This is a genomic window from Amphritea sp. (genome assembly GCF_016744155.1).
In the GTDB taxonomy this organism is placed as follows: domain Bacteria; phylum Pseudomonadota; class Gammaproteobacteria; order Pseudomonadales; family Balneatricaceae; genus Amphritea.
Map to the genome: position 1 here is coordinate 1 of NZ_JADGEW010000013.1, position 18,712 is coordinate 18,712.

Consider the following 18,712-nt stretch of genomic DNA (forward strand, 5'->3'; position numbering starts at 1 on the left):
TCGTCGTCATCGACCTGAACAACCAGTCTACCTGCTCGGCTTATCTATGGGAGGGATCATCGCATACCACTGGATGCAGGAGTACCCGGATGACCTACAAGGCATTGTTATGGTCAACAGCAGCCTCTCCCCCTGGAACAAACCACACATGCGCTTGCAACCCGGCGCGATGCCAAAACTATTTCGAGCAATGCTCAGTAGCGGCTATCAACGAGAAGCGGCTATTTACGATCTAACCTGCACGGAGCAAAGCCATAGGGAAGAGACCCTCTCTTTTTGGCAGATGTATCAACTAGAATACCCGGTTAGCTTCAGCAATTTCCGCCTCCAGTTACAATTAGCCATGAAGTGTGGCGGACAGCCCTATCCACCAAAGAAACCATTATTATTGGCCAGTAGCGCGAAGGATCAGCTGGTCAACCCACGCTGCTCTCAACAGTTGGCAGAAGCCTGGAATATGCCACATATCCAACATGCTGATGCGGGGCATGATCTACCCCATGACCAACCCGAATGGCTGATCCAACAGATAAGCCAGTGGTTAAAAGATTAAAGCTGTCTACTCCTGCTCCTTATCCGTTGCTTCAATATGCTGGGTCAACAACTCCATAAACAGGTCTCTGGGTTTATTCAGCGGCCCTGATCGACGACTGATGGCAGCAACCTGCAGGTTATAGGAGCGGGTCTCGGGTAATAATGCTCGCATCCGACCTCTATCCACCCACTGCTGAGCAAACTTCTCCGCCATAAAGCCCACATACACTCCAGATAGAATCATCGTTGCACGGGTCTCATAGTAATACGCTTCCGCTGCTTTATTCATCTCAGCCAGCTGCAGAATTGACTCTGGACTGGTCTGCACACCTGCATGAACCAGCTTACACTCTTTCAATGTGTCATTAATGAGCTGCTCATCCTGCTCGTTAAATAGCGGATGACGATCACCACAATAGAGCAGTGATTTATCTTTATACATCAGCAGAAAATTCAGCCCCTCAAGGTCCCGGTGGTGAGGTATAAATCCCACATCTGCATCGCCGTTAATTACCCGCCGCTCGATCTCCCCCAGAGGAGCTGTATCAAAACTGATATAGACGTCTGGAGCCAACGCCGCAAACTCTGCCAGCACCTCATCCATGCCGCAACGCTCATCCAAACTAATGGTATCCGAGGTCAGAATCCGAACCTCTCCGGTCATCTGCTGATGCAAGGCATTAACAGTAGAACGAAACTCAGCCAACCGGGAAAACAGCTGGCGAGTGGCGTTATAGATGGTCAACCCCTCCTCTGTCAGCGAAAAACCAGAGCGTCCACGCTGACAAAGCTTAAGTTTCAACCGCGCTTCCAGATTAGACATATGTACAGAGATAGTTGAGCGACTGATATTCAGTTCAACCTCAGCGGCCGAAAAACCACCGCACTCAACAACGGTTTTAAATACCCGCAGCAGGCGAATCTCGTAATCCCCTACTTTGCCCATGCTTTGCAACGCTTTACTGACCATATCATGACCTTGCATTAAGTTTGATGAACATCAAAGTAAGCATTCAATGTTTGTTATTTATAAGACTTTAACACTAGCGCTAATATGAGGCTATAAGGCCACTTACTTAAAAGTAAGAATTCTATGCTGACCTGACTGTACAGCAGGCCATTACTAATAACTTAAACAAGGTTTTCTCATGAGCACAAACATAAATATGGATGCGTTCTGGATGCCATATACGGCTAACCGGGACTTTAAAAGCGATCCACGAATCATCGAGCGCGCTGAAGGTGTTATGTACTACACCAAAGAAGGCCAGGAGATTCTGGACGCCACCGCTGGCCTCTGGTGTGTAAATGCGGGTCACGGTCGTAGCGAAATCGCCGATGCGGTTAGCAAACAGTTACGTGAACTGGATTACGCTTCACCTTTTAACTTTGGCCATGATATCGGTTTTGAATTTGCCAACCGACTGATTAAGCACACCCCTGCGCAATTAAATAAAGTGTTCTTTACTAACTCCGGTTCTGAAGCCGTTGAGACAGCACTAAAGATCGCTCTGCAATACCAGAATTCACGCGGTAAAGCAGGTAAAACAAAATTCCTCGGCCGGGAACTGGCTTACCACGGCGTTAACTTCGGTGGTATCTCAGTGGGTGGCCTGACACCAAACCGGGTCGGTTTTGGCCCACTGTTACCGGTTGACCATCTACCCCATACGCTGGATATCGCGAACAACGCATTCAGCAAAGGCCTGCCAGAACAGGGAATAGATAAAGCTGAAGCCTTAGAGCAGCTGATCCACTTCCACGGTGCAGACAGCATCGCGGCAGTTATTATCGAGCCGATGAGTGGCGCGGGTGGTGTTATCATGCCTCCTCAGGGCTACCTGAAGCGTATGCGTGAGATCTGTGACCAGCACGATATCCTGCTAATTTTTGATGAAGTTATTACTGGCTGGGGCCGTCTTGGCGCAGCCTTTGCTTCTGAAGAGTTTGATGTCGTACCAGACATGATCACTTCCGCTAAAGGTATCACCAACGGCGTTATCCCACTGGGCGCGGTATTTGTTAAGGACGAGATCCACGATCAGATCGTTAATAATGTTGCTGTCGGCGGTATCGAGTTTTACCACGGCTATACCTACTCTGCCCACCCAGTTGCTTGTGCAGCCGGTTTGGCAACCCTGGATATTTATGAAAAGGAAGGTCTGCTGACCCGCGCAGCTGGCGACATCGGCACTCACTTCGAGACCTCGTTGCATAACCTGAAAGACGCACCTAAAGTGATCGATGTCCGTAACTACGGCCTAGTCGGCGCAATCCAGTTTGATGCCTCTGTCGCAGCCAACGGACCAATAGGTCTGGACTTCCAGAAGGGCTGTTACAAACGTGGTGTTATGGTGCGAACTATGGGCAACATCGTCGCCTTCTCTCCACCGTTGACGATTGAAGCGAATCATATTGATCGTCTGGTAAACGTACTGCGCGAAACCGCTGAAGACATGTTCGGCTAAACCGAACCCTGATGCCTGCAAAAACCGGGTAACCCGCCCCCCAGCGAGCCCGGCCATTTTATACGGACCTTAAATACATGCTTTAAGGTCCGTTTTTTTTTGCGCGTAAATCTAGTCACCGAAGCTCTGTCAGAGGGGAAATTAAGCCGAATCTACATTTTAAACAGAAGGGTTAGCGCTGATTATTTCGCACACTTCATCTGAAATATTACGAAACCGGTGAGGCCGATTACTATTAAAATAGTAACCATCACCCGTCTTGAGCTGATAAACCTGAAAGCCAACCGTCAATTCAATCTCGCCACTGACGACAACCCCACCCTCTTCACCCGGATGTTGCAGCATCTCAGGACCTGTTTCTGCGCCTGGCGCATAACACTCTTTCAACAGATCCATAGAGCGCCCCTTACTACGAGCTCCAATCAAATAAAGACTGAGGTTATTAGAGCCAATATCCGGCATATCTTCAGGCTTGTAGACCACGCTCTCCGTCTCGATTTCCTCAGTTTCCATGGTAAAAAAATCACCGATGGAGATAGGTATACCAGACAAAACTTTTTTCAGAGAACTGACCGATGGGCTGACATTATTCTTCTCGATCATTGATATTGTACTATTGGTAACCCCGACACGCTTAGCCAGCTCTCGTTGCGAAAGCCCCTTCATCTTGCGAATCATTTGTAACCGCCCGCCAACATCCATATTTTCCACAGTACTTCCCGCCGTCTGATGTTCAGTTAATAAAATAACCACCCGCTTAACAGAACCAAAACAGGACGCAAGGTGTGCAGAATATTTTATACAAAGAACAAAGGAAGGGAAAGAGAGGGGGTTACTCGTTACTCGTTGCTCGTTGCTCGTTGCTCGTTGCTCGTTGCTCGTTGCTCGTTGCTCGTTGCTCGTTGCTCGTTGCTCGTTGCTCGTTGCTCGTTGCTCGTTGCTCAGAATTATCAGCCCCTGCTCAACCAACACGACAACTTCCTTACAAAGTCATAAACTCTCTAATTATCAATCACTAATAAAAGAAGGCTTTTAGCGAGCAACGAGCAAGTCACGCCTTTTGTGACGTTCGAACCACGAACAACGGCTCTTATACGTTCGAACAACGAGCTACGGCTTTTAAAGCTTTTTTGCCACGAACAAAAAAAAACGCATCTATATAGATGCGTTTTTAGACTAAATTCGCTTCGCGGCTTTATAGCCCACCAATCAACGTATATTTAATCTCTAGATAATCATCCATTCCGTATTTGGAACCTTCACGGCCGGTACCTGACTCTTTTATACCGCCGAAAGGTGCTACTTCAGTGGAGAGTATACCGTCATTCACCGCTACCATACCGTACTCAAGCGCTTCAGATACGCGGAACACACGAGCATAGTCACGGGTAAAGAAGTACGCCGCAAGACCAGACTCGGTATCGTTTGCAATCTGCACCGCTTCCTCTTCAGTTTCAAAACGGAACAGAGGTGCTACCGGGCCGAAGATCTCTTCACGGGCCAGACGCATATCATTAGTGATGTCAGCAACAATCGTTGGCTGATAGAAGTTACCACCCAGCTCGTGAGGCTTACCACCAGCAATAATACGGGCACCTTTAGCAACCGCATCGTCAACCATTAAGGTTACCTTCTCTACTGCGGCACGATTGATCAGTGGCCCTTGCTGGAACTCACCTTCCGAACAGTTACCTACTTCCAACTTCGCCACTTCTGCTGCGTAACGCTGTGCGAACTCTTCGAAAATACCACTCTGAATCAGCAGACGATTAGCACAGACACAAGTCTGACCTGAGTTACGATATTTTGAAGCCATCGCTGCTGGAATTGCTTTATCCAGATCCGCATCATCAAAGATGATCAACGGGGCGTTACCACCAAGCTCCATAGAGGTCTTCTTAACAGTATCCGCACACTGACGCATCAACTGCTTACCCACCGGCGTCGAACCGGTAAAGGAGAGCTTGCGAACAATCGAGCTATCGGTCAGCGTCTTACCAACTTCAATCGGACGCTTAGTTGTCACTACGCTGATAACACCAGCGGGAATACCCGCTCGATCAGCCAGTTCCATTAAGGCCAGGGCAGACAACGGCGTATCTTCAGCAGGCTTAATGATCATTGTGCAACCTACCGCTAGTGCCGGAGCACATTTACGGGTGATCATCGCATTAGGGAAGTTCCAAGGCGTTATCGCCGCGGTCACACCGATAGGCTCTTTCGTCACAATAATACGCTTATCAGCGGCGTGAGTAGGTATCACATCACCATAAGCCCGCTTACCTTCTTCTGCATACCATTCAATAAAGGAAGCGCCATAAAGCACTTCACCTGCAGATTCAGCAATAGGTTTGCCCTGCTCTGCAGTCATCAGAATAGCCAGATCATCTTTATTGGCAACAATCAGCTCAAACCACTTACGTAACAGTACGGAGCGTTCTTTCGCCGTTTTCTTTTTCCAACTTTTGAAAGCGACCTCAGCGGCAGCGATGGCAGCTTCAGTTTCCTCTGCTCCCAGATCTGGCACCGTGGCGATCTGCTCACCTGTTGCCGGATTGAGTACCGGATTAGTTTCACCGTTCAGTGCATCTATCCACTGACCATTTACGTAGGCTTGTTGCTTTAACAGGGAGGGATCTTTCAGGGTAATCATGTGTGACTCCAAAAACAGCATTACCGCCCGTTTAAAACTAAACCAGGCGGTAACTATTCAGTAGAACAATTCAGTAGAACTTTTTAGTAGCGTTTTTTAGTATAACGTTTTCGCGGGGCAGATATGCCTCACAAAGACTGCTGCCTATTTCAGGCAACAACCTTTTCTGCTTTCAGCTGGGCAATCTCTTCTTCACTCAATCCAATACCTGCGAGCACACCATCAGTATGCTGCCCCAACATTGGAGGTGCAGAGCTATATTCGATCGGAGTTTCTGAAAACTTAACCGGGTTTGCCACCGACGGGACAGTGCCCGCTTTGGGATGAGGCAATTCGATCTGCATCTTCCGATGCTTTACCTGCTGGTCATCAAAGACTTTATCCAGAGTATTTATTGGGCCACAGGGCACTCCACACTCAGACAAATTTTCCAGCCACCAATCACTACGTTGGCCTTTCATCAACTCTGCCACCAAGGGTGTCAGGTCATCACGGTTTTCAACCCGTAGTGAATTAGTTGCAAAAGCCGGGTTATCAGCTAGATCAGAAACACCCGCCAGCTTACAGAATCGTGCAAACTGCCCATCATTACCCACCGCCAGAATGATGTGACCATCGGCAGTAGGAAAAGCTTCATAAGGAACGATATTAGGATGAGCATTACCCAAACGAGCCGGAGGCTTGCCGCCTACCAGGTAGTTCATCGCCTGATTAGCCAGGGTTGCCACCTGAACATCCAGCAGCGCCATATCAATATGCTGGCCTATACCTGTTTCAGTACGGTGCAGCAGCGCAGCCTGAATCGCATTACAGGCATAGAGCCCGGTCATTACATCCACCAGGGCGACGCCTACTTTCATCGGCTGACCATCCGGGTCACCGGTAACACTCATCAAGCCACCCATGGCCTGAATCATGAAGTCATAACCAGCACGTTCCGCGTAGGGGCCATCCTGACCAAAACCAGTTACAGAGCAGTAGACCAATCCAGGATTAACCGATTTGAGGCTATCGTAGTCGAGGTCATACTTCTTCAGACCGCCGACTTTATAGTTTTCAATAACCACATCAACATCTGCAACAAGGCGCTTGATCAACTCCTGCCCTGCTGCTGTCGTCATATCGATGGCAATCGATTGCTTACCCCGATTTGCAGAGTGAAAGTACGCTGCATCGGTGGGGTTACCTTCTTCGTCTTTAACAAAGGGAGGCCCCCAGCCACGGGTATCATCACCGCAGCCAGGACGTTCCACCTTAATCACTTCAGCACCAAAATCTGCCAGCATCTGACCGGCCCAGGGGCCCGCCAGAATACGACTCAGATCTAGTACTTTGATGTGAGACAAGGCACCCATCAGAAGAACGCCTGAATGCCCGTCATCGCACGACCCAAAATCAGAGCGTGAATATCATGGGTTCCTTCGTAGGTGTTAACCGCTTCAAGGTTCATCACGTGGCGGATAACGCCAAACTCATCGGAGATACCGTTGCCGCCATGCATATCACGTGCAACACGAGCGATATCCAGAGACTTACCACAGTTGTTTCGCTTCATCAGAGAGATTAGCTCAACAGGACAACGATTATCATCCATAAGACGACCCATCTGCAGACAACCCTGCAAGCCCAGAGAGATCTCGGTTTGCATATCTGCCAGTTTCTTCTGTACCAGCTGATTAGCCGCCAGAGGACGCTGGAACTGGATACGATCTAAAGTGTACTGACGAGCAGAGGTCCAGCAGTATTCAGCGGCACCTAAAGCACCCCAAGCGATACCGTAACGAGCTTTGTTAAGGCAGCCGAAAGGACCCGCAAGACCCTCAACACCTGGCAACAGGTTTTCGTCTGGAACAAATACATCTTCCATTACGATCTCACCCGTCACAGAAGCACGTAGCGAGAACTTACCTTCAATCTTCGGTGCGCTCAGGCCTTTCATTCCTTTTTCAAGAACAAAGCCGCGAACAACGCCGTCCAGTTTCGCCCAAACAACAAAGACGTCTGCTACCGGTGAATTGGTAATCCACATCTTCGCGCCCTTAACGATGTAACCACCGTCAACTTTGGTCGCGCGAGTTTTCATATTATTTGGATCAGAACCAACATCAGGCTCAGTCAGACCGAAACAACCGATCCACTCACCGGACGCCAGCTTAGGCAGGTACTTCATTCGCTGCTCTTCGCTACCATATGCATAGATAGGGTGCATAACCAAAGAGGACTGTACTGACATAGCAGAACGGTAACCACTATCAACACGCTCAACCTCACGGGCAACCAGACCGTAACAAACGTAATTTACTTCAGAACCACCGTACTGCTCTGGCAGAGTTGAACCCAACAGGCCCAGTTCACCCAGCTCCTGCATGATCTCAGTGTGGAAAATTTCGTGACGGTTTGCTTCCAATACCCGCGGTAGCAACTTGTCCTGACAGTATTCGTGAGCAGCGTCACGTACCATCCGCTCTTCTTCTGTCAGTTGAGTTTCAAGGGAAAAAGGATCTTCCCAGTTAAATGCAGGCTTAGTAGAAGATTTGCTCATAGAACAGGCCTCTTGCTTCTCAGGTTATATGCAATTACCGCCGACAGGTAATGATTATCAGCAGCACATTGTTCATTATTTTTTACAAAACCAAGGAACCAGCAACTTAAAAACTGGCCCAATTTCGTCCTAAGCAGATAATAAACTCTCGCTTCACTAATCGTATATGCCCCTTCGGGGGGAGTTCATCACAGTATCACTAATCAAAGCGACTCCGTCGCTCATCATTTCAAACTAATTCTTAGCCTTAAAAGATGTCCACCTGGCAGTAACCTATCTGCTAGGATAGAAACATTAGAATAACCATAAAAGGATGACTTAGTGCGTAGCACATTGATACGGGCACTCTATCTCACCGCAGGTCTGCTGTTTGTTCTGCTAGCAATCATCGGTGTGGTCCTTCCTCTGTTACCCACAACCCCTTTTCTCCTGGTGGCTGCTTTCTGTTTCTCCCGCAGTTCCGAAACACTACATCAATATCTGCTTAACCACCGTCTGTTCGGTCATCTTATTCGGGACTGGGAAGCATACGGTGTCATCCCGCTTAAAATCAAAATTCTCTCCACAACCCTGATGCTCATCATGATTAGCTACCCGCTATTCTTCCTCCCTTTTCATCCTGGACTCAAAGCGCTGGCAGCTGGCTCTGTTATATTTGCGCTTTGGTATATCTGGAGCCGGCCATCAGAGCCCCTTATTTCTTCGGACAATAACTAATAACCGCATCAGTTAACTCTTGGCATCATCTTAAATTCAGATCAAGTTGAGAATGTAGTTAACACATCACTATTAATTTAATTCAACAAAATTTGATTTAATATCAATTTACCTCATACAGATTCATCACCATAATCCTCTCCTCTTTCGGGACAACACTTGTCTCACTTACCTATTAATTGGAGAAAATGGTGAAAACACATATTCCGGGCTTTCCCCGTATCGGCGCCCAGCGTGAGTTGAAATTCACACTGGAAAGTTACTGGCATGGAAAATCCAGCCGCGAACAGCTGGTAGAAACGGCAAAGACACTGCGAATGCAAAACTGGAATATACAGGCCGAAAGCGGCATGGATCTGGTCACCGTTAACGATTTCTCTCTGTATGATCAGGTGCTTGATCATTCTGTATTACTCGGCGCTATCCCCGAACGATTCAACGATGGTAGTTGCGATAGCTTTGATAACTATTTCCGTATGGCCCGGGGTCGTGCCCCCTCTGGTGAAGCTACCCGAGCCTGCGAAATGACCAAATGGTTCGATACCAACTATCACTATATGGTGCCTGAACTTTCTCCAAACCAGAGCTTTATCCTCAACCCGGAGAAGCTGCTGGCAGAGATCGCCGAAGCCCAACAACTGGGCCACCAGGTTAAACCTGTTATTCTTGGCCCGGTTAGCTATCTGTGGCTGGCCAAATCCGCTGGCGATGAGTTCGACAGATTAAGTCTGCTGCCTGCATTACTTGATAGCTATAAAGGTTTGTTGAAACTGCTTGCCCGCAAAAATATCGACTGGGTACAAATTGACGAACCCGCTCTGGTATTAGAACTTGATACTCGCTGGCAGGAAGCTTACCGCGAGACTTACCAGTCACTAAGCAGTTGCGGCGCCGACCTGAAAATCCTGCTGACCACATACTTCGGTGCATTAGAAAAGAACTTCGACCTGACCAACTACCTACCGGTCGATGGCTTTCATCTGGATGCGGTACGTGGCGGAGATGAATTTATCCGTTTCAGCGAATGCCTGAGGTCTGATCAGGTGCTGTCCGTTGGTGCCATTGATGGTCGTAATATCTGGAAAGCTGATATTACAGCACTGAAAGAAAGACTAGCGCCGGTTGCTGAACGGTTAGGAGATAACCTCTGGCTTTCCAGTAGCTGCTCTCTGCTACATGTACCGGTCGATCTGGAACAGGAAAACGGGTTTGACTCAGAGCTCTGCAGCTGGCTGGCCTTTGCCCGTCAAAAACTAGCTGAGATAGCCCTACTGAAACAAGTACTGTTAACTCAACCACAGCTAGCTGATACCGCTGAACGTCTGGCCCAAAACCTGCGCGATGTTACCGCTCGAACTCAATCTCAACGGGTGCACCGTATCGAAGTTAAAAGCCGGGTACACACTCTGACGCCGGAAGATGGTGAGCGCGGACTAGCCTATGCGGAGCGCGCCGTAAAACAGCAGCAAAAATTGCAGCTCCCCGCCTTTCCAACCACCACCATCGGCTCCTTTCCACAGACAGCAGATATACGCTCTACCCGCGCCCGCTATCGCAAAGGTGAAATCGACAGCAGCGCCTATAACGCCATCATGCAAGCAGAGATCAAAGACTGTATCGAACGCCAGGAGCGCTATGGTTTAGATATGCTGGTACACGGTGAGCCTGAACGTAACGATATGGTTGAATACTTTGGAGAGCAACTCGAAGGCTATACCACCAGTCAGCTAGGCTGGGTCCAGTCCTATGGCTCTCGCTGCGTTAAACCACCCATTATCTATGGTGATATTCTGCGTAAAGAGGCGATGACCGTCGGCTGGAGTCGTTATGCCCAATCACTGAGTAATAAACCCGTTAAGGGAATGCTGACCGGCCCGGTTACCATGCTTCAGTGGGCCTTTGTCCGTGATGACCAACCCCGCTCTGAAACTTGTCTGCAGATCGCCCTGGCGTTGCGGGATGAAGTGGTTGATCTTGAGCAGGCCGGTATCGCCGCTATTCAGATCGATGAACCCGCGATTCGTGAAGGCCTGCCGCTGAAACGGTCAGAATGGGATTTCTATCTACAGTGGGCAGTCTATGCTTTTCGGGTATCAGCCAGTGGTGTGAATCCAGAAACTCAGATCCATACCCATATGTGTTATGCCGAGTTCAACGATATCATTCAGGCCATCGCTGATATGGATGCTGATGTCATCACTATCGAAACCAGTCGTTCAAATATGGAGCTACTGGAGGTTTTCACCGGTTTTGATTACCCCAACGAGATCGGGCCTGGCGTCTATGATATTCACAGCCCGAATACGCCAAGGGTAGAGCAGATTCTGTCTCTGATTGATAAAGCGGCTACTCAGATTCCTGCGGAGCGACTCTGGGTCAATCCGGACTGCGGCCTGAAAACCCGTGGTTGGGATGAAGTAGCCACCAGCCTCATCAATATGGTGGCTGCCGCTAAAATTCTGCGGGAACAGAGCCTGGCGGCTTAACCTCTATAAAGTAACAACCAATGGCCGATGGATAAAACCACCGGCCATTTTTATTTCACGCGATGGCAATTATTTTTGGGTAAACTATAGAAAATGCTCCGGCAATAAACCCTTAAGTATGGATGACCCAATGGGTAAGCAATTTTCAGAACTCTCAGATAGGCACATCAAGTTCATCGGCAATCAGAAGATCTACTTCGTCGGCACCGCCGCGGCAACCGGCCATGTGAATCTCTCACCCAAAGGCGGTGATTCTTTGCGGGTTATTAATTCCACCACCATTGCCTGGTTAAACCTTACCGGCAGCGGCAATGAATCCGCAGCCCACGTGATTCAAAATCCACGAATGACTATCATGTTTAGCGATTTTGACCGCGCGCCTCTGATTCTCAGAGCCTATGGCAATGCCCGGGTACTGCACCAACAAGATGCCGATTGGGGTCAATATTGTGAGCTATTTCCAGCCAGCATCGCCACCCGACAGATCTTCATACTGGATATCAGTATGGTTCAGTCATCCTGTGGAATGTCAGTGCCCAACTTTGAATACCAAGGTGACCGTAGTGAACTAGAACGATGGACTGAAAAACAGGGTACGTCAGGCATTAAGAAATACTGGCTTAATAAAAACCAGCATAGCATCGATGGCTTCGAAACTGAGATTGTAAAACGTTCAGGAATAACCGGGCCGGAGGATTAAACTCAGAGATGGGGAATGATCGAAACCGTCACCTCATGACCCAGTAACAAGCTAACCGAGCCTGATATGTTATCTGAAGTATTACTACTCCAGACATTAAATGAACCGGGGTCATCCTGAGGGTTTAATAGATTCAGCTCTGACAATTTTCTCTTTACCTGCGCAGCCACAGGCAAAGCGGTATCTATAATGTCAGCCCTATCCTGAAGCACGTATTCAATAACCGGTTTCAAGAATGGATAATGAGTACAACCCAGAACAATCTGATCCGCCCCTTTATCCAGTAAAGGCATGACATAACGCTCAACCACTTTGAAGGTTTCAGGGCTGTTAAGATCCCCCTCTTCAACTAACTCAACAAAACGAGGGCAAGCCTGAACAACAATTTTTGCCTGATCCGAAAATCGGGCCTGAAGCTGTTGAAATGAGCGACTGTTCAAGGTTTGCTCTGTCGCAAGCACACCTATTATCCCCGCTTTGCTCTGCATAACGGCTGGTTTAATGCCCGGCTCTACACCAATCACCGGGATTTTAAATTTGCTACGTAAGATTTCGATCGAATTTACTGTGGCTGTATTACAAGCGACAACGATCGCTTTGCAGTTCTGGTTACTCAAAAACTGTGACACCGTTTCGGCGCGATCTTCAATAACATCCTGAGACTGAGAGCCATAGGGTGAAAATGCCTGATCCGCAACATAGATCAGATTCTCTGAAGGAAGCTCTGCTCTGATAGCCCGGGCGATTGATATGCCACCCACACCGGAGTCAAAAATGCCTATGGGTCTTTCCACTGTTATATCCGCATTGATTAAGTTGAATCACGATAAAAAGCGTTGATGCTGGTTCTTTATCATTTACTCTGTGCACAAAGAATATCACTGTTTTAAACCCCGCATACAGCGACAAACCCGCCAAAACACCTACCCAGATCAATACAGACTCAAATCATTTGTAAACAACCCATGAAGAACGGTTTAACTGCGCTTACGGATCGTTATCAGCGATGATAGAAATCACTGACAACCTTTACCCTACTCAAGCCGCTGTTCAAGCATCAGTATTGATACAATCACTGACCGGTTGTATTTTGAACAGACCTGAACATAACGAAACTCACAGAAAACTACTCCATTTAGAGTTTCAAGGAGCAACAATTGCCACACTGTATCCTCGAGTACGCAAAGCCTTTAGAGGCTCAACTTAATCCAACTAAGTTGGTACAAGCCGTTTATGAAGGCGCATACAGTTCCGGGCTATTTGAAGGCCCTGATATTAAAACCCGTGCGATCGCTTACCAAGAGTATCTGACAGGTGCCGACAAGACGGCCTTTATCCATGTAACGGTGAAGCTCCTAAAGGGTAGAACTGATGAGCAAAAACAAAGATTATCTTCTACAGTAATTAAGAGGTTAATTTCTTTACAGCTTTCAGATATTTCAATAACCGTAGAAATCGTTGATATGGAAAGCAATAGCTACGCTAAGCATCTGACTTAAGGAGTAGGAATGTTCGCAGGACATATAGGAGCTGCGTTAGCCATCGGTAGATTAGACAGAGATGTGGGTTTAGGCAGCCTGATAGCCGCCTCGCTTTTTATCGATCTGCTACTCTGGTCTTTTATTTTACTGGGATGGGAGTCTGTCGCTATTCCTGAAAACTTTACTGATACCCACCAGCCTGCCTTTATCTTCCCGTTTTCTCACAGTCTCTCTGCCGCCATTATATGGTCGACACTCGCAGGAGCCGTTGTTTTTCTATGGTATTCAGAACGAAAAGGGTTGAGTTTACGTGCGGTTTTTATGATCTCAGTTGCGGTCTTATCTCACTGGTTACTCGACTTTACCGTCCATAATTCCCAAATCCCTCTCTTGGCAGGTACCTCATTCAAAGTAGGTCTCGGTCTCTGGGACAACATGACCCTCGCACTGCTGTTTGAAAGCTTTATCATGCTTGCAGGCCTTTACCTGTTTCTGGACGGTGCTAATACATCCCTGCCAAAGAAAATTGCATTGAGCATTCTGTGCCTGCTTATTCTTAGCTTTACTATCATCGGCATGACCATCGCCCCTCCCCCACCTTCGGCAATGGCGATGGCAGAAAGCTCGATCATTATGATCCTGATTATCTGTGTGCTTGCAGGGTGGCTGGGAAAGGAAAATCAGGATAATCGTTAGTTAGAAACAAGTAGCTGGCCCCAGAACAGGACGCGAGCAATCAAAAGCCATTTACATAATTCAAGCAAATATAAATGGCTTCAATAAATTAATCCGCTGCAGCAATGACTGATATTTCAACCAGTAATTCAGGACTTGCCATCGCAGCCTCGACACAGGCCCTTGCTGGTGCATAGCCTTCAGGAACCCAGCTATCCCAAACGGAATTCATCTCGGAAAAAAGCGCCATATCCTTTATATAGATAGTCGCTGAAAGGATCTTTTCCGGGCTACTGCCCACAGATAACAGCAGATCAGATACTTTTTCCAGCATTGTCCGGGTCTGTTCAGCAATACCCGCCGAACGGTCTTCAGCGACCTGACCGCAGAGGTAAATGGTATTATTATGAATCACTACTTTACTCATGCGAGTCGCAGTCTGGTGGCGTTCAATCGTCATTGTTTGTTTTCTCAATATTCAATTATTTTTACTTTACGGTTCCGTCCTGAGCGGGCTGGCTAAGAGAAGCCAGTTCGCCCAATGTGACCGGTTTTATAGGGAAGCGAATGTTGTAATAGCCGACGTCCGAAGGATTACTACCTAGCTCATCTGCCAGTAAAGCAGTGACTGTAGAACCACACTGACGCCCCTGACAAGGCCCCATACCCGAACGGCAAAACGCCTTGGTCTGATTCGGTCCAACGCAGCCCTGTTTCACAAGCCCACGAATTTCAGTAGCACTAACTTCCTCACAACGGCACACGATAGTCTCCCCCTGAGGTCTGAGGAACATATCCAATGGACGGTAGAGATAATCCAGGAAAGGACGGATAGCAAGCTGATCAGCCAACTCTTTTCGTAGTGAATCTATCTCCGAATCCTTTTTCCCTTTCAGCCCTAACTGTTGAACGATTTCATTAGTAACAGTACGCCCCTGAATCTCTGCGACGATAGCGCCTCCAATACCGGCAGAGTCACCGGCAATAAAGATATCGGGATGGCTGCTGCAGCCATTTTCTAACAGAGTGGGTTTCCAGCACTGCTGTACTTCATCCCATTGGTGCTCAAGCCCGATAGCACGGCCTAGTTGGGTATTGGGAATCACCCCCTGATGTACCAGTAGTGTTTGGCATTCCAGTTGATGCAGGGTACTACCCTTGCGAAAGCTAACCGAAGCTAGATTACCGTCACTCCCCGGTTCAGCACGCAACTCAGTCGCACACTTATAAAATTTCACTCCACTACGGCGGATCTCATTGAGCATCCGCATACCTTTAAGCAGATGACGCCAACCTTTAATGGCCCCGCCAATCTCCTTTAACGCACGGCCGTAGTTAGCCGTCGGGGTCGTTTCAACAATCCCCTCAACCCTGACACCCGCCCTGATCAGCTGGCAAGCGATCAACAATAACAATGGGCCACTGCCGGCAATCACTAAGGGTTCTACCGGTGTCAGACCCGATGATTTCAATAATATCTGGGCGGCACCACAGGTCATCACACCGGGAAGTGTCCAACCTGGAAAAGGTACCGGACGCTCCTGTGCTCCGGTCGCCAGTAATAGCTTTTTAAAACCCACCTGACGACTCATACCCTCCGCTGAAAAGCACAGAGTATTATCACCGGTTACTTCCCATACTGTAGCATTCGATATATGCGTCAGCGAAGCCTGAGCCAAACCCGCCAGCAACGATTCACCTACATAATAATCTTCACCCAGAATAGAGCGATTTTGCAGTATTGGACGACCAATATTTCTGTATATCTGCCCACCCGCCCGTGGCTGTTCATCCAGTATCAGCGTATTGAGTCCGGCTTCACTCGCTTCTTTAGCTGAAGCCATGCCAGCAGGTCCTGCACCGAGAATCACCAGATCATATTGCTGCAAACCTGTCATAACCTGTCTCCGCCTATCTCTCGGGCACCTTGCTGCACAGTGATCACCATCCCTTCGCTAACCTCTGTCATGCAGGCTTGAGTATTGGGCTTACCGTCGATATTCATCAGACACTCAAAGCACACACCCATCATGCAATATGGCGCCCGGCCAGTACCGCTAACAGCTGTCGTACGGGTAGGTCTCAAGCCTGAATGCATAACCGCAGCGGCAACAGTCTCACCTTCCAGAGCGATAACCTTGTGCCCCTCAATAGTGATCTCTACCTCTGCTCTTTCATTACAGGGCAAACGGTTAAAGCTGAAATCTGCTGCCATGAAACTTCTCCAAATCTATAGCCGAATCGGCGCTACCAGTCGAAATCCAGTCAGCGATAGGCCCCGCGTGTGCAGCCGCCAGCGTGACACCACTGTGGCAGGTAACCAGGTACGCCCCGGGGTATTGTTTCGACTGCTGATATATAGGATTGCCATCCGGAGTCATGATGCGTAAAGCCCCCCAGGAACGGATCAGATTCACCTCTTTCAACAGGGGAAACATCGTTGTTGCACGCTGTGCGATCTGCGCAAGAACCTCAGTTGTAGTGCCAGTATCAAAGCCAACATCTTCTTTTGAATCACCGCACTGAACTGTGCCCTCTTCGGTCTGACGCACATGTCCAGTTGGATAGTGCAAAAACGGACGCACCCGTTCTGCGATTAAAACCTGCCCCCGGTTCGGAAAAACCGGCGCATCTATGCCGACCATCGGCCCCAGCTCTTTATTACCCAAGCCAGCAGCCAGTACCACTTTATTGCAACTAAAATCACCCTGCTCGGTCTGCAATACAAACTGCCCCTGCTGCGGGATAATATTGCTAACCCGGCCTGCGTTGACCAGTTTGCCACCGAGTGACTCAAACCGTGCGACCAGCGCTCGCATCAGATAAAGCGGATTTACATGACCATCTTCAGGCCCCCAGGTTGCGCCTGCCACTTCGGGCCCGATATCCGGGATCATCTCACGCAATTGTTGCAGATCGAGTACCTCGTAGGGGTAACCCTCAGGGTGCTCAATCGCCATCTGTTCCAATATCACCTGACGCTTTTGCAGTTCAGACTCACTCAGGCAGACAAACAGCCCACCCCGCTGCTGCAACTGAATATCGATACCGGTATGTTGTGTCAGGTCATCTGCCAGACCAGCCCAGAGCTGAGCTGAAAGACGGGTAATTCGTGCATACTCAGGCAGGTTATCACCCTTGCCCTGCACCCAGACCAAGCCAAAATTGCCCCGTGACGCCCGTAGAGCGACATCACCTTCATCATATACTGTGACTTGCTGACCCTGCTTTTGAATCCCCAGCGCAATACAAAGTCCTACCAGGCCACCGCCAATAACAGCTACGTCAGAGCTGCCACGGTTTAGCCGCACACTCTCCGTCATATGCTTTCTCCAGTATAAAGAGGATTAATCGGTGAAAGGACCGGTCAGGCCTGTGCCTGACCGGTGGTTCAATATTATTCAGCCAGTGCAGCTTCAAGAATCTTATCAGCCCACTCTTTACCGATATCATTGATGATTTCAGGCCATACGTTCTGCTTAATCTTTGCAGCAGTCGCGGCTAGCTGTTCAGGCGTTACCTCAACGATAGTTGCGCCGGCTTCAACCAGACGTTGCTCGTTAGCTGCCTGATCTGTTTCGGCGGTTGCCCAGCGGCTGTTTTCAAAATCCAGAGCAGCTTGGGAAAGTGCTTCCTGTTGATTAGCTTTAAGACCATCGAAACGCTCTTCATTGATCATCAGGTACCAAACTTCAAAGTGAGTATTGATCGGTACGTAGTACTTAGTCACATCACGGAATGAGGCGTAGTAACCTTCAGCACCTGAGCCGATAACACCATCAACAACACCGGTTTGAACAGCGGTAAAGGCTTCAGAGAACGGCAGAGGTGAGCCGATATAACCTAAATTATCCGCAAGAAGTTGAAACACCTTAATTGGTGGCACACGAACTTTCGCTGACTTACTAACACTGGAATCCGCTGCACCTTCAACATCTGTATTAAGCGCAACACCGCCAAAGTAAACAGGCCAAGCACCCAGAACTTTAATACCCTGCTGCTTATACAGATCAGATACGGTATTTCGCATCACTGAACCTGGGCCAAATTTCTTCTGTGCATCCGCCCAGTCCTGTGCCATATATGGCAGTGAAACGATCTGGAAACGTTTATCAACGCTAGATGCGATCGGCTGAACAGCCATATCAACTGCACCCAGGCCAACACGCTCTTGAACCACCGTATAGTCACCCAGAGCATTTGCCGGATACAGCTTAACTTTTAGCTTTCCATCTGTTGCCGCTTTAACTGCCTCAGCAAATTTTGTGGCGTCTATATCAATCGCAGTACCCTGCGGGCGAACATGGGACAGCTTAAGGGATGCAGCTTCGACAGCACCCATAGTTACTAGCGATAAAGAAGCCGCCAGAACCAGATTTTTAGAAAGTGAAGTAAACATCGATTTTCCTCATTTTTGTTTTTTTGTCCTTGCGGACCGTTTTTTATGTTTAACGTA

18 protein-coding genes are annotated in these 18,712 nt (G+C 48.5%); 7 read left to right on the top strand and 11 right to left on the bottom strand.

The annotated features are described in order from the left end of the window. Positions 1-553, top strand: a 553-nt coding sequence (locus tag QZZ54_RS11250) for an alpha/beta fold hydrolase (protein WP_290702782.1), incomplete at its 5' end; no start/stop codon positions are given. A gap of 6 nt (positions 554-559) precedes the next feature. Here QZZ54_RS11250 and QZZ54_RS11255 read toward each other — a convergent pair. Beyond that, positions 560-1,504 (bottom strand): LysR family transcriptional regulator, encoded by a 945-nt coding sequence (locus QZZ54_RS11255; protein WP_290702783.1) that lies wholly within the window; start codon positions 1,502-1,504, stop codon positions 560-562. Positions 1,505-1,682: 178 nt separating this feature from the next. Between QZZ54_RS11255 and QZZ54_RS11260 the strand changes: the two genes are divergently transcribed. Further along, complete coding sequence (locus QZZ54_RS11260) at positions 1,683-3,002, top strand: aminotransferase class III-fold pyridoxal phosphate-dependent enzyme (protein ID WP_290702784.1); 1,320 nt, start codon at positions 1,683-1,685, stop codon at positions 3,000-3,002. Positions 3,003-3,161: 159 nt separating this feature from the next. On the opposite strand, the gene QZZ54_RS11265 is transcribed toward QZZ54_RS11260, so the two are convergent. From QZZ54_RS11265 to QZZ54_RS11280, 4 genes are all read right to left on the bottom strand, one after another. Further along, positions 3,162-3,704 carry a cupin domain-containing protein gene (locus QZZ54_RS11265; protein WP_290702871.1) on the bottom strand — a complete coding sequence of 181 codons (543 nt, stop codon included), beginning with the start codon at positions 3,702-3,704 and terminating at the stop codon, positions 3,162-3,164. Between the two features lie 493 nt (positions 3,705-4,197). After that, entirely contained in the window at positions 4,198-5,655 is a 1,458-nt protein-coding gene (locus QZZ54_RS11270) for an NAD-dependent succinate-semialdehyde dehydrogenase (protein WP_290702785.1), read from the bottom strand. Between the two features lie 149 nt (positions 5,656-5,804). Further along, the gene (locus tag QZZ54_RS11275; RefSeq protein WP_290702786.1) at positions 5,805-7,010 is read right to left on the bottom strand and encodes a CaiB/BaiF CoA-transferase family protein; all 1,206 of its coding nucleotides are present in this window, start codon (positions 7,008-7,010) and stop codon (positions 5,805-5,807) included. After that, entirely contained in the window at positions 7,010-8,197 is a 1,188-nt protein-coding gene (locus QZZ54_RS11280) for an acyl-CoA dehydrogenase (RefSeq protein WP_290702787.1), read from the bottom strand. Before QZZ54_RS11280 ends, QZZ54_RS11275 begins: the two co-directional genes overlap by 1 nt. Before the next feature lie 321 nt (positions 8,198-8,518). Between QZZ54_RS11280 and QZZ54_RS11285 the strand changes: the two genes are divergently transcribed. The 3 genes from QZZ54_RS11285 to QZZ54_RS11295 all read left to right on the top strand — a co-directional run bounded on the left by QZZ54_RS11285 (position 8,519) and on the right by QZZ54_RS11295 (position 12,100). After that, complete coding sequence (locus QZZ54_RS11285) at positions 8,519-8,914, top strand: YbaN family protein (RefSeq protein WP_290702788.1); 396 nt, start codon at positions 8,519-8,521, stop codon at positions 8,912-8,914. 188 nt (positions 8,915-9,102) lie between these two features. Then, positions 9,103-11,400, top strand: coding sequence for a 5-methyltetrahydropteroyltriglutamate--homocysteine S-methyltransferase (gene metE / locus QZZ54_RS11290; protein ID WP_290702789.1), 2,298 nt, complete (start codon positions 9,103-9,105; stop codon positions 11,398-11,400). A gap of 130 nt (positions 11,401-11,530) precedes the next feature. Next, positions 11,531-12,100, top strand: a complete 570-nt coding sequence (locus QZZ54_RS11295; RefSeq protein ID WP_290702790.1) for a pyridoxamine 5'-phosphate oxidase family protein — start codon at positions 11,531-11,533, stop codon at positions 12,098-12,100. Between the two features lie 2 nt (positions 12,101-12,102). Here QZZ54_RS11295 and murI read toward each other — a convergent pair whose 3' ends face one another. Then, a complete protein-coding gene (murI, locus tag QZZ54_RS11300) occupies positions 12,103-12,894 on the bottom strand; it encodes a glutamate racemase (protein WP_290702791.1) in 792 nt (263 codons plus the stop codon). A 363-nt stretch (positions 12,895-13,257) separates the two neighbouring features. Between murI and QZZ54_RS11305 the strand changes: the two genes are divergently transcribed. Together QZZ54_RS11305 and QZZ54_RS11310 are read left to right on the top strand one after the other, a co-directional pair. Further along, positions 13,258-13,599, top strand: a complete 342-nt coding sequence (locus tag QZZ54_RS11305; protein WP_290702792.1) for a 5-carboxymethyl-2-hydroxymuconate Delta-isomerase — start codon at positions 13,258-13,260, stop codon at positions 13,597-13,599. A gap of 9 nt (positions 13,600-13,608) precedes the next feature. Continuing rightward, positions 13,609-14,277 carry a hypothetical protein gene (locus tag QZZ54_RS11310; RefSeq protein WP_290702793.1) on the top strand — a complete coding sequence of 223 codons (669 nt, stop codon included), beginning with the start codon at positions 13,609-13,611 and terminating at the stop codon, positions 14,275-14,277. 88 nt (positions 14,278-14,365) lie between these two features. On the opposite strand, the gene QZZ54_RS11315 is transcribed toward QZZ54_RS11310, so the two are convergent. The 5 genes from QZZ54_RS11315 to dctP form a co-directional block, all read right to left on the bottom strand. Further along, positions 14,366-14,716, bottom strand: a complete 351-nt coding sequence (locus tag QZZ54_RS11315; RefSeq protein WP_290702794.1) for a RidA family protein — start codon at positions 14,714-14,716, stop codon at positions 14,366-14,368. A 28-nt stretch (positions 14,717-14,744) separates the two neighbouring features. After that, a complete protein-coding gene (locus QZZ54_RS11320) occupies positions 14,745-16,154 on the bottom strand; it encodes an FAD/NAD(P)-binding oxidoreductase (RefSeq protein WP_290702795.1) in 1,410 nt (469 codons plus the stop codon). Next, the gene (locus QZZ54_RS11325) at positions 16,151-16,471 is read right to left on the bottom strand and encodes a (2Fe-2S)-binding protein (protein WP_290702796.1); all 321 of its coding nucleotides are present in this window, start codon (positions 16,469-16,471) and stop codon (positions 16,151-16,153) included. Before QZZ54_RS11325 ends, QZZ54_RS11320 begins: the two co-directional genes overlap by 4 nt. Continuing rightward, positions 16,449-17,579 (bottom strand): FAD-dependent oxidoreductase, encoded by a 1,131-nt coding sequence (locus QZZ54_RS11330; RefSeq protein ID WP_290702797.1) that lies wholly within the window; start codon positions 17,577-17,579, stop codon positions 16,449-16,451. Before QZZ54_RS11330 ends, QZZ54_RS11325 begins: the two co-directional genes overlap by 23 nt. A 74-nt stretch (positions 17,580-17,653) precedes the next feature. Beyond that, complete coding sequence (dctP, locus tag QZZ54_RS11335) at positions 17,654-18,655, bottom strand: TRAP transporter substrate-binding protein DctP (protein WP_290702798.1); 1,002 nt, start codon at positions 18,653-18,655, stop codon at positions 17,654-17,656. Positions 18,656-18,712: the final 57 nt, after the last annotated feature.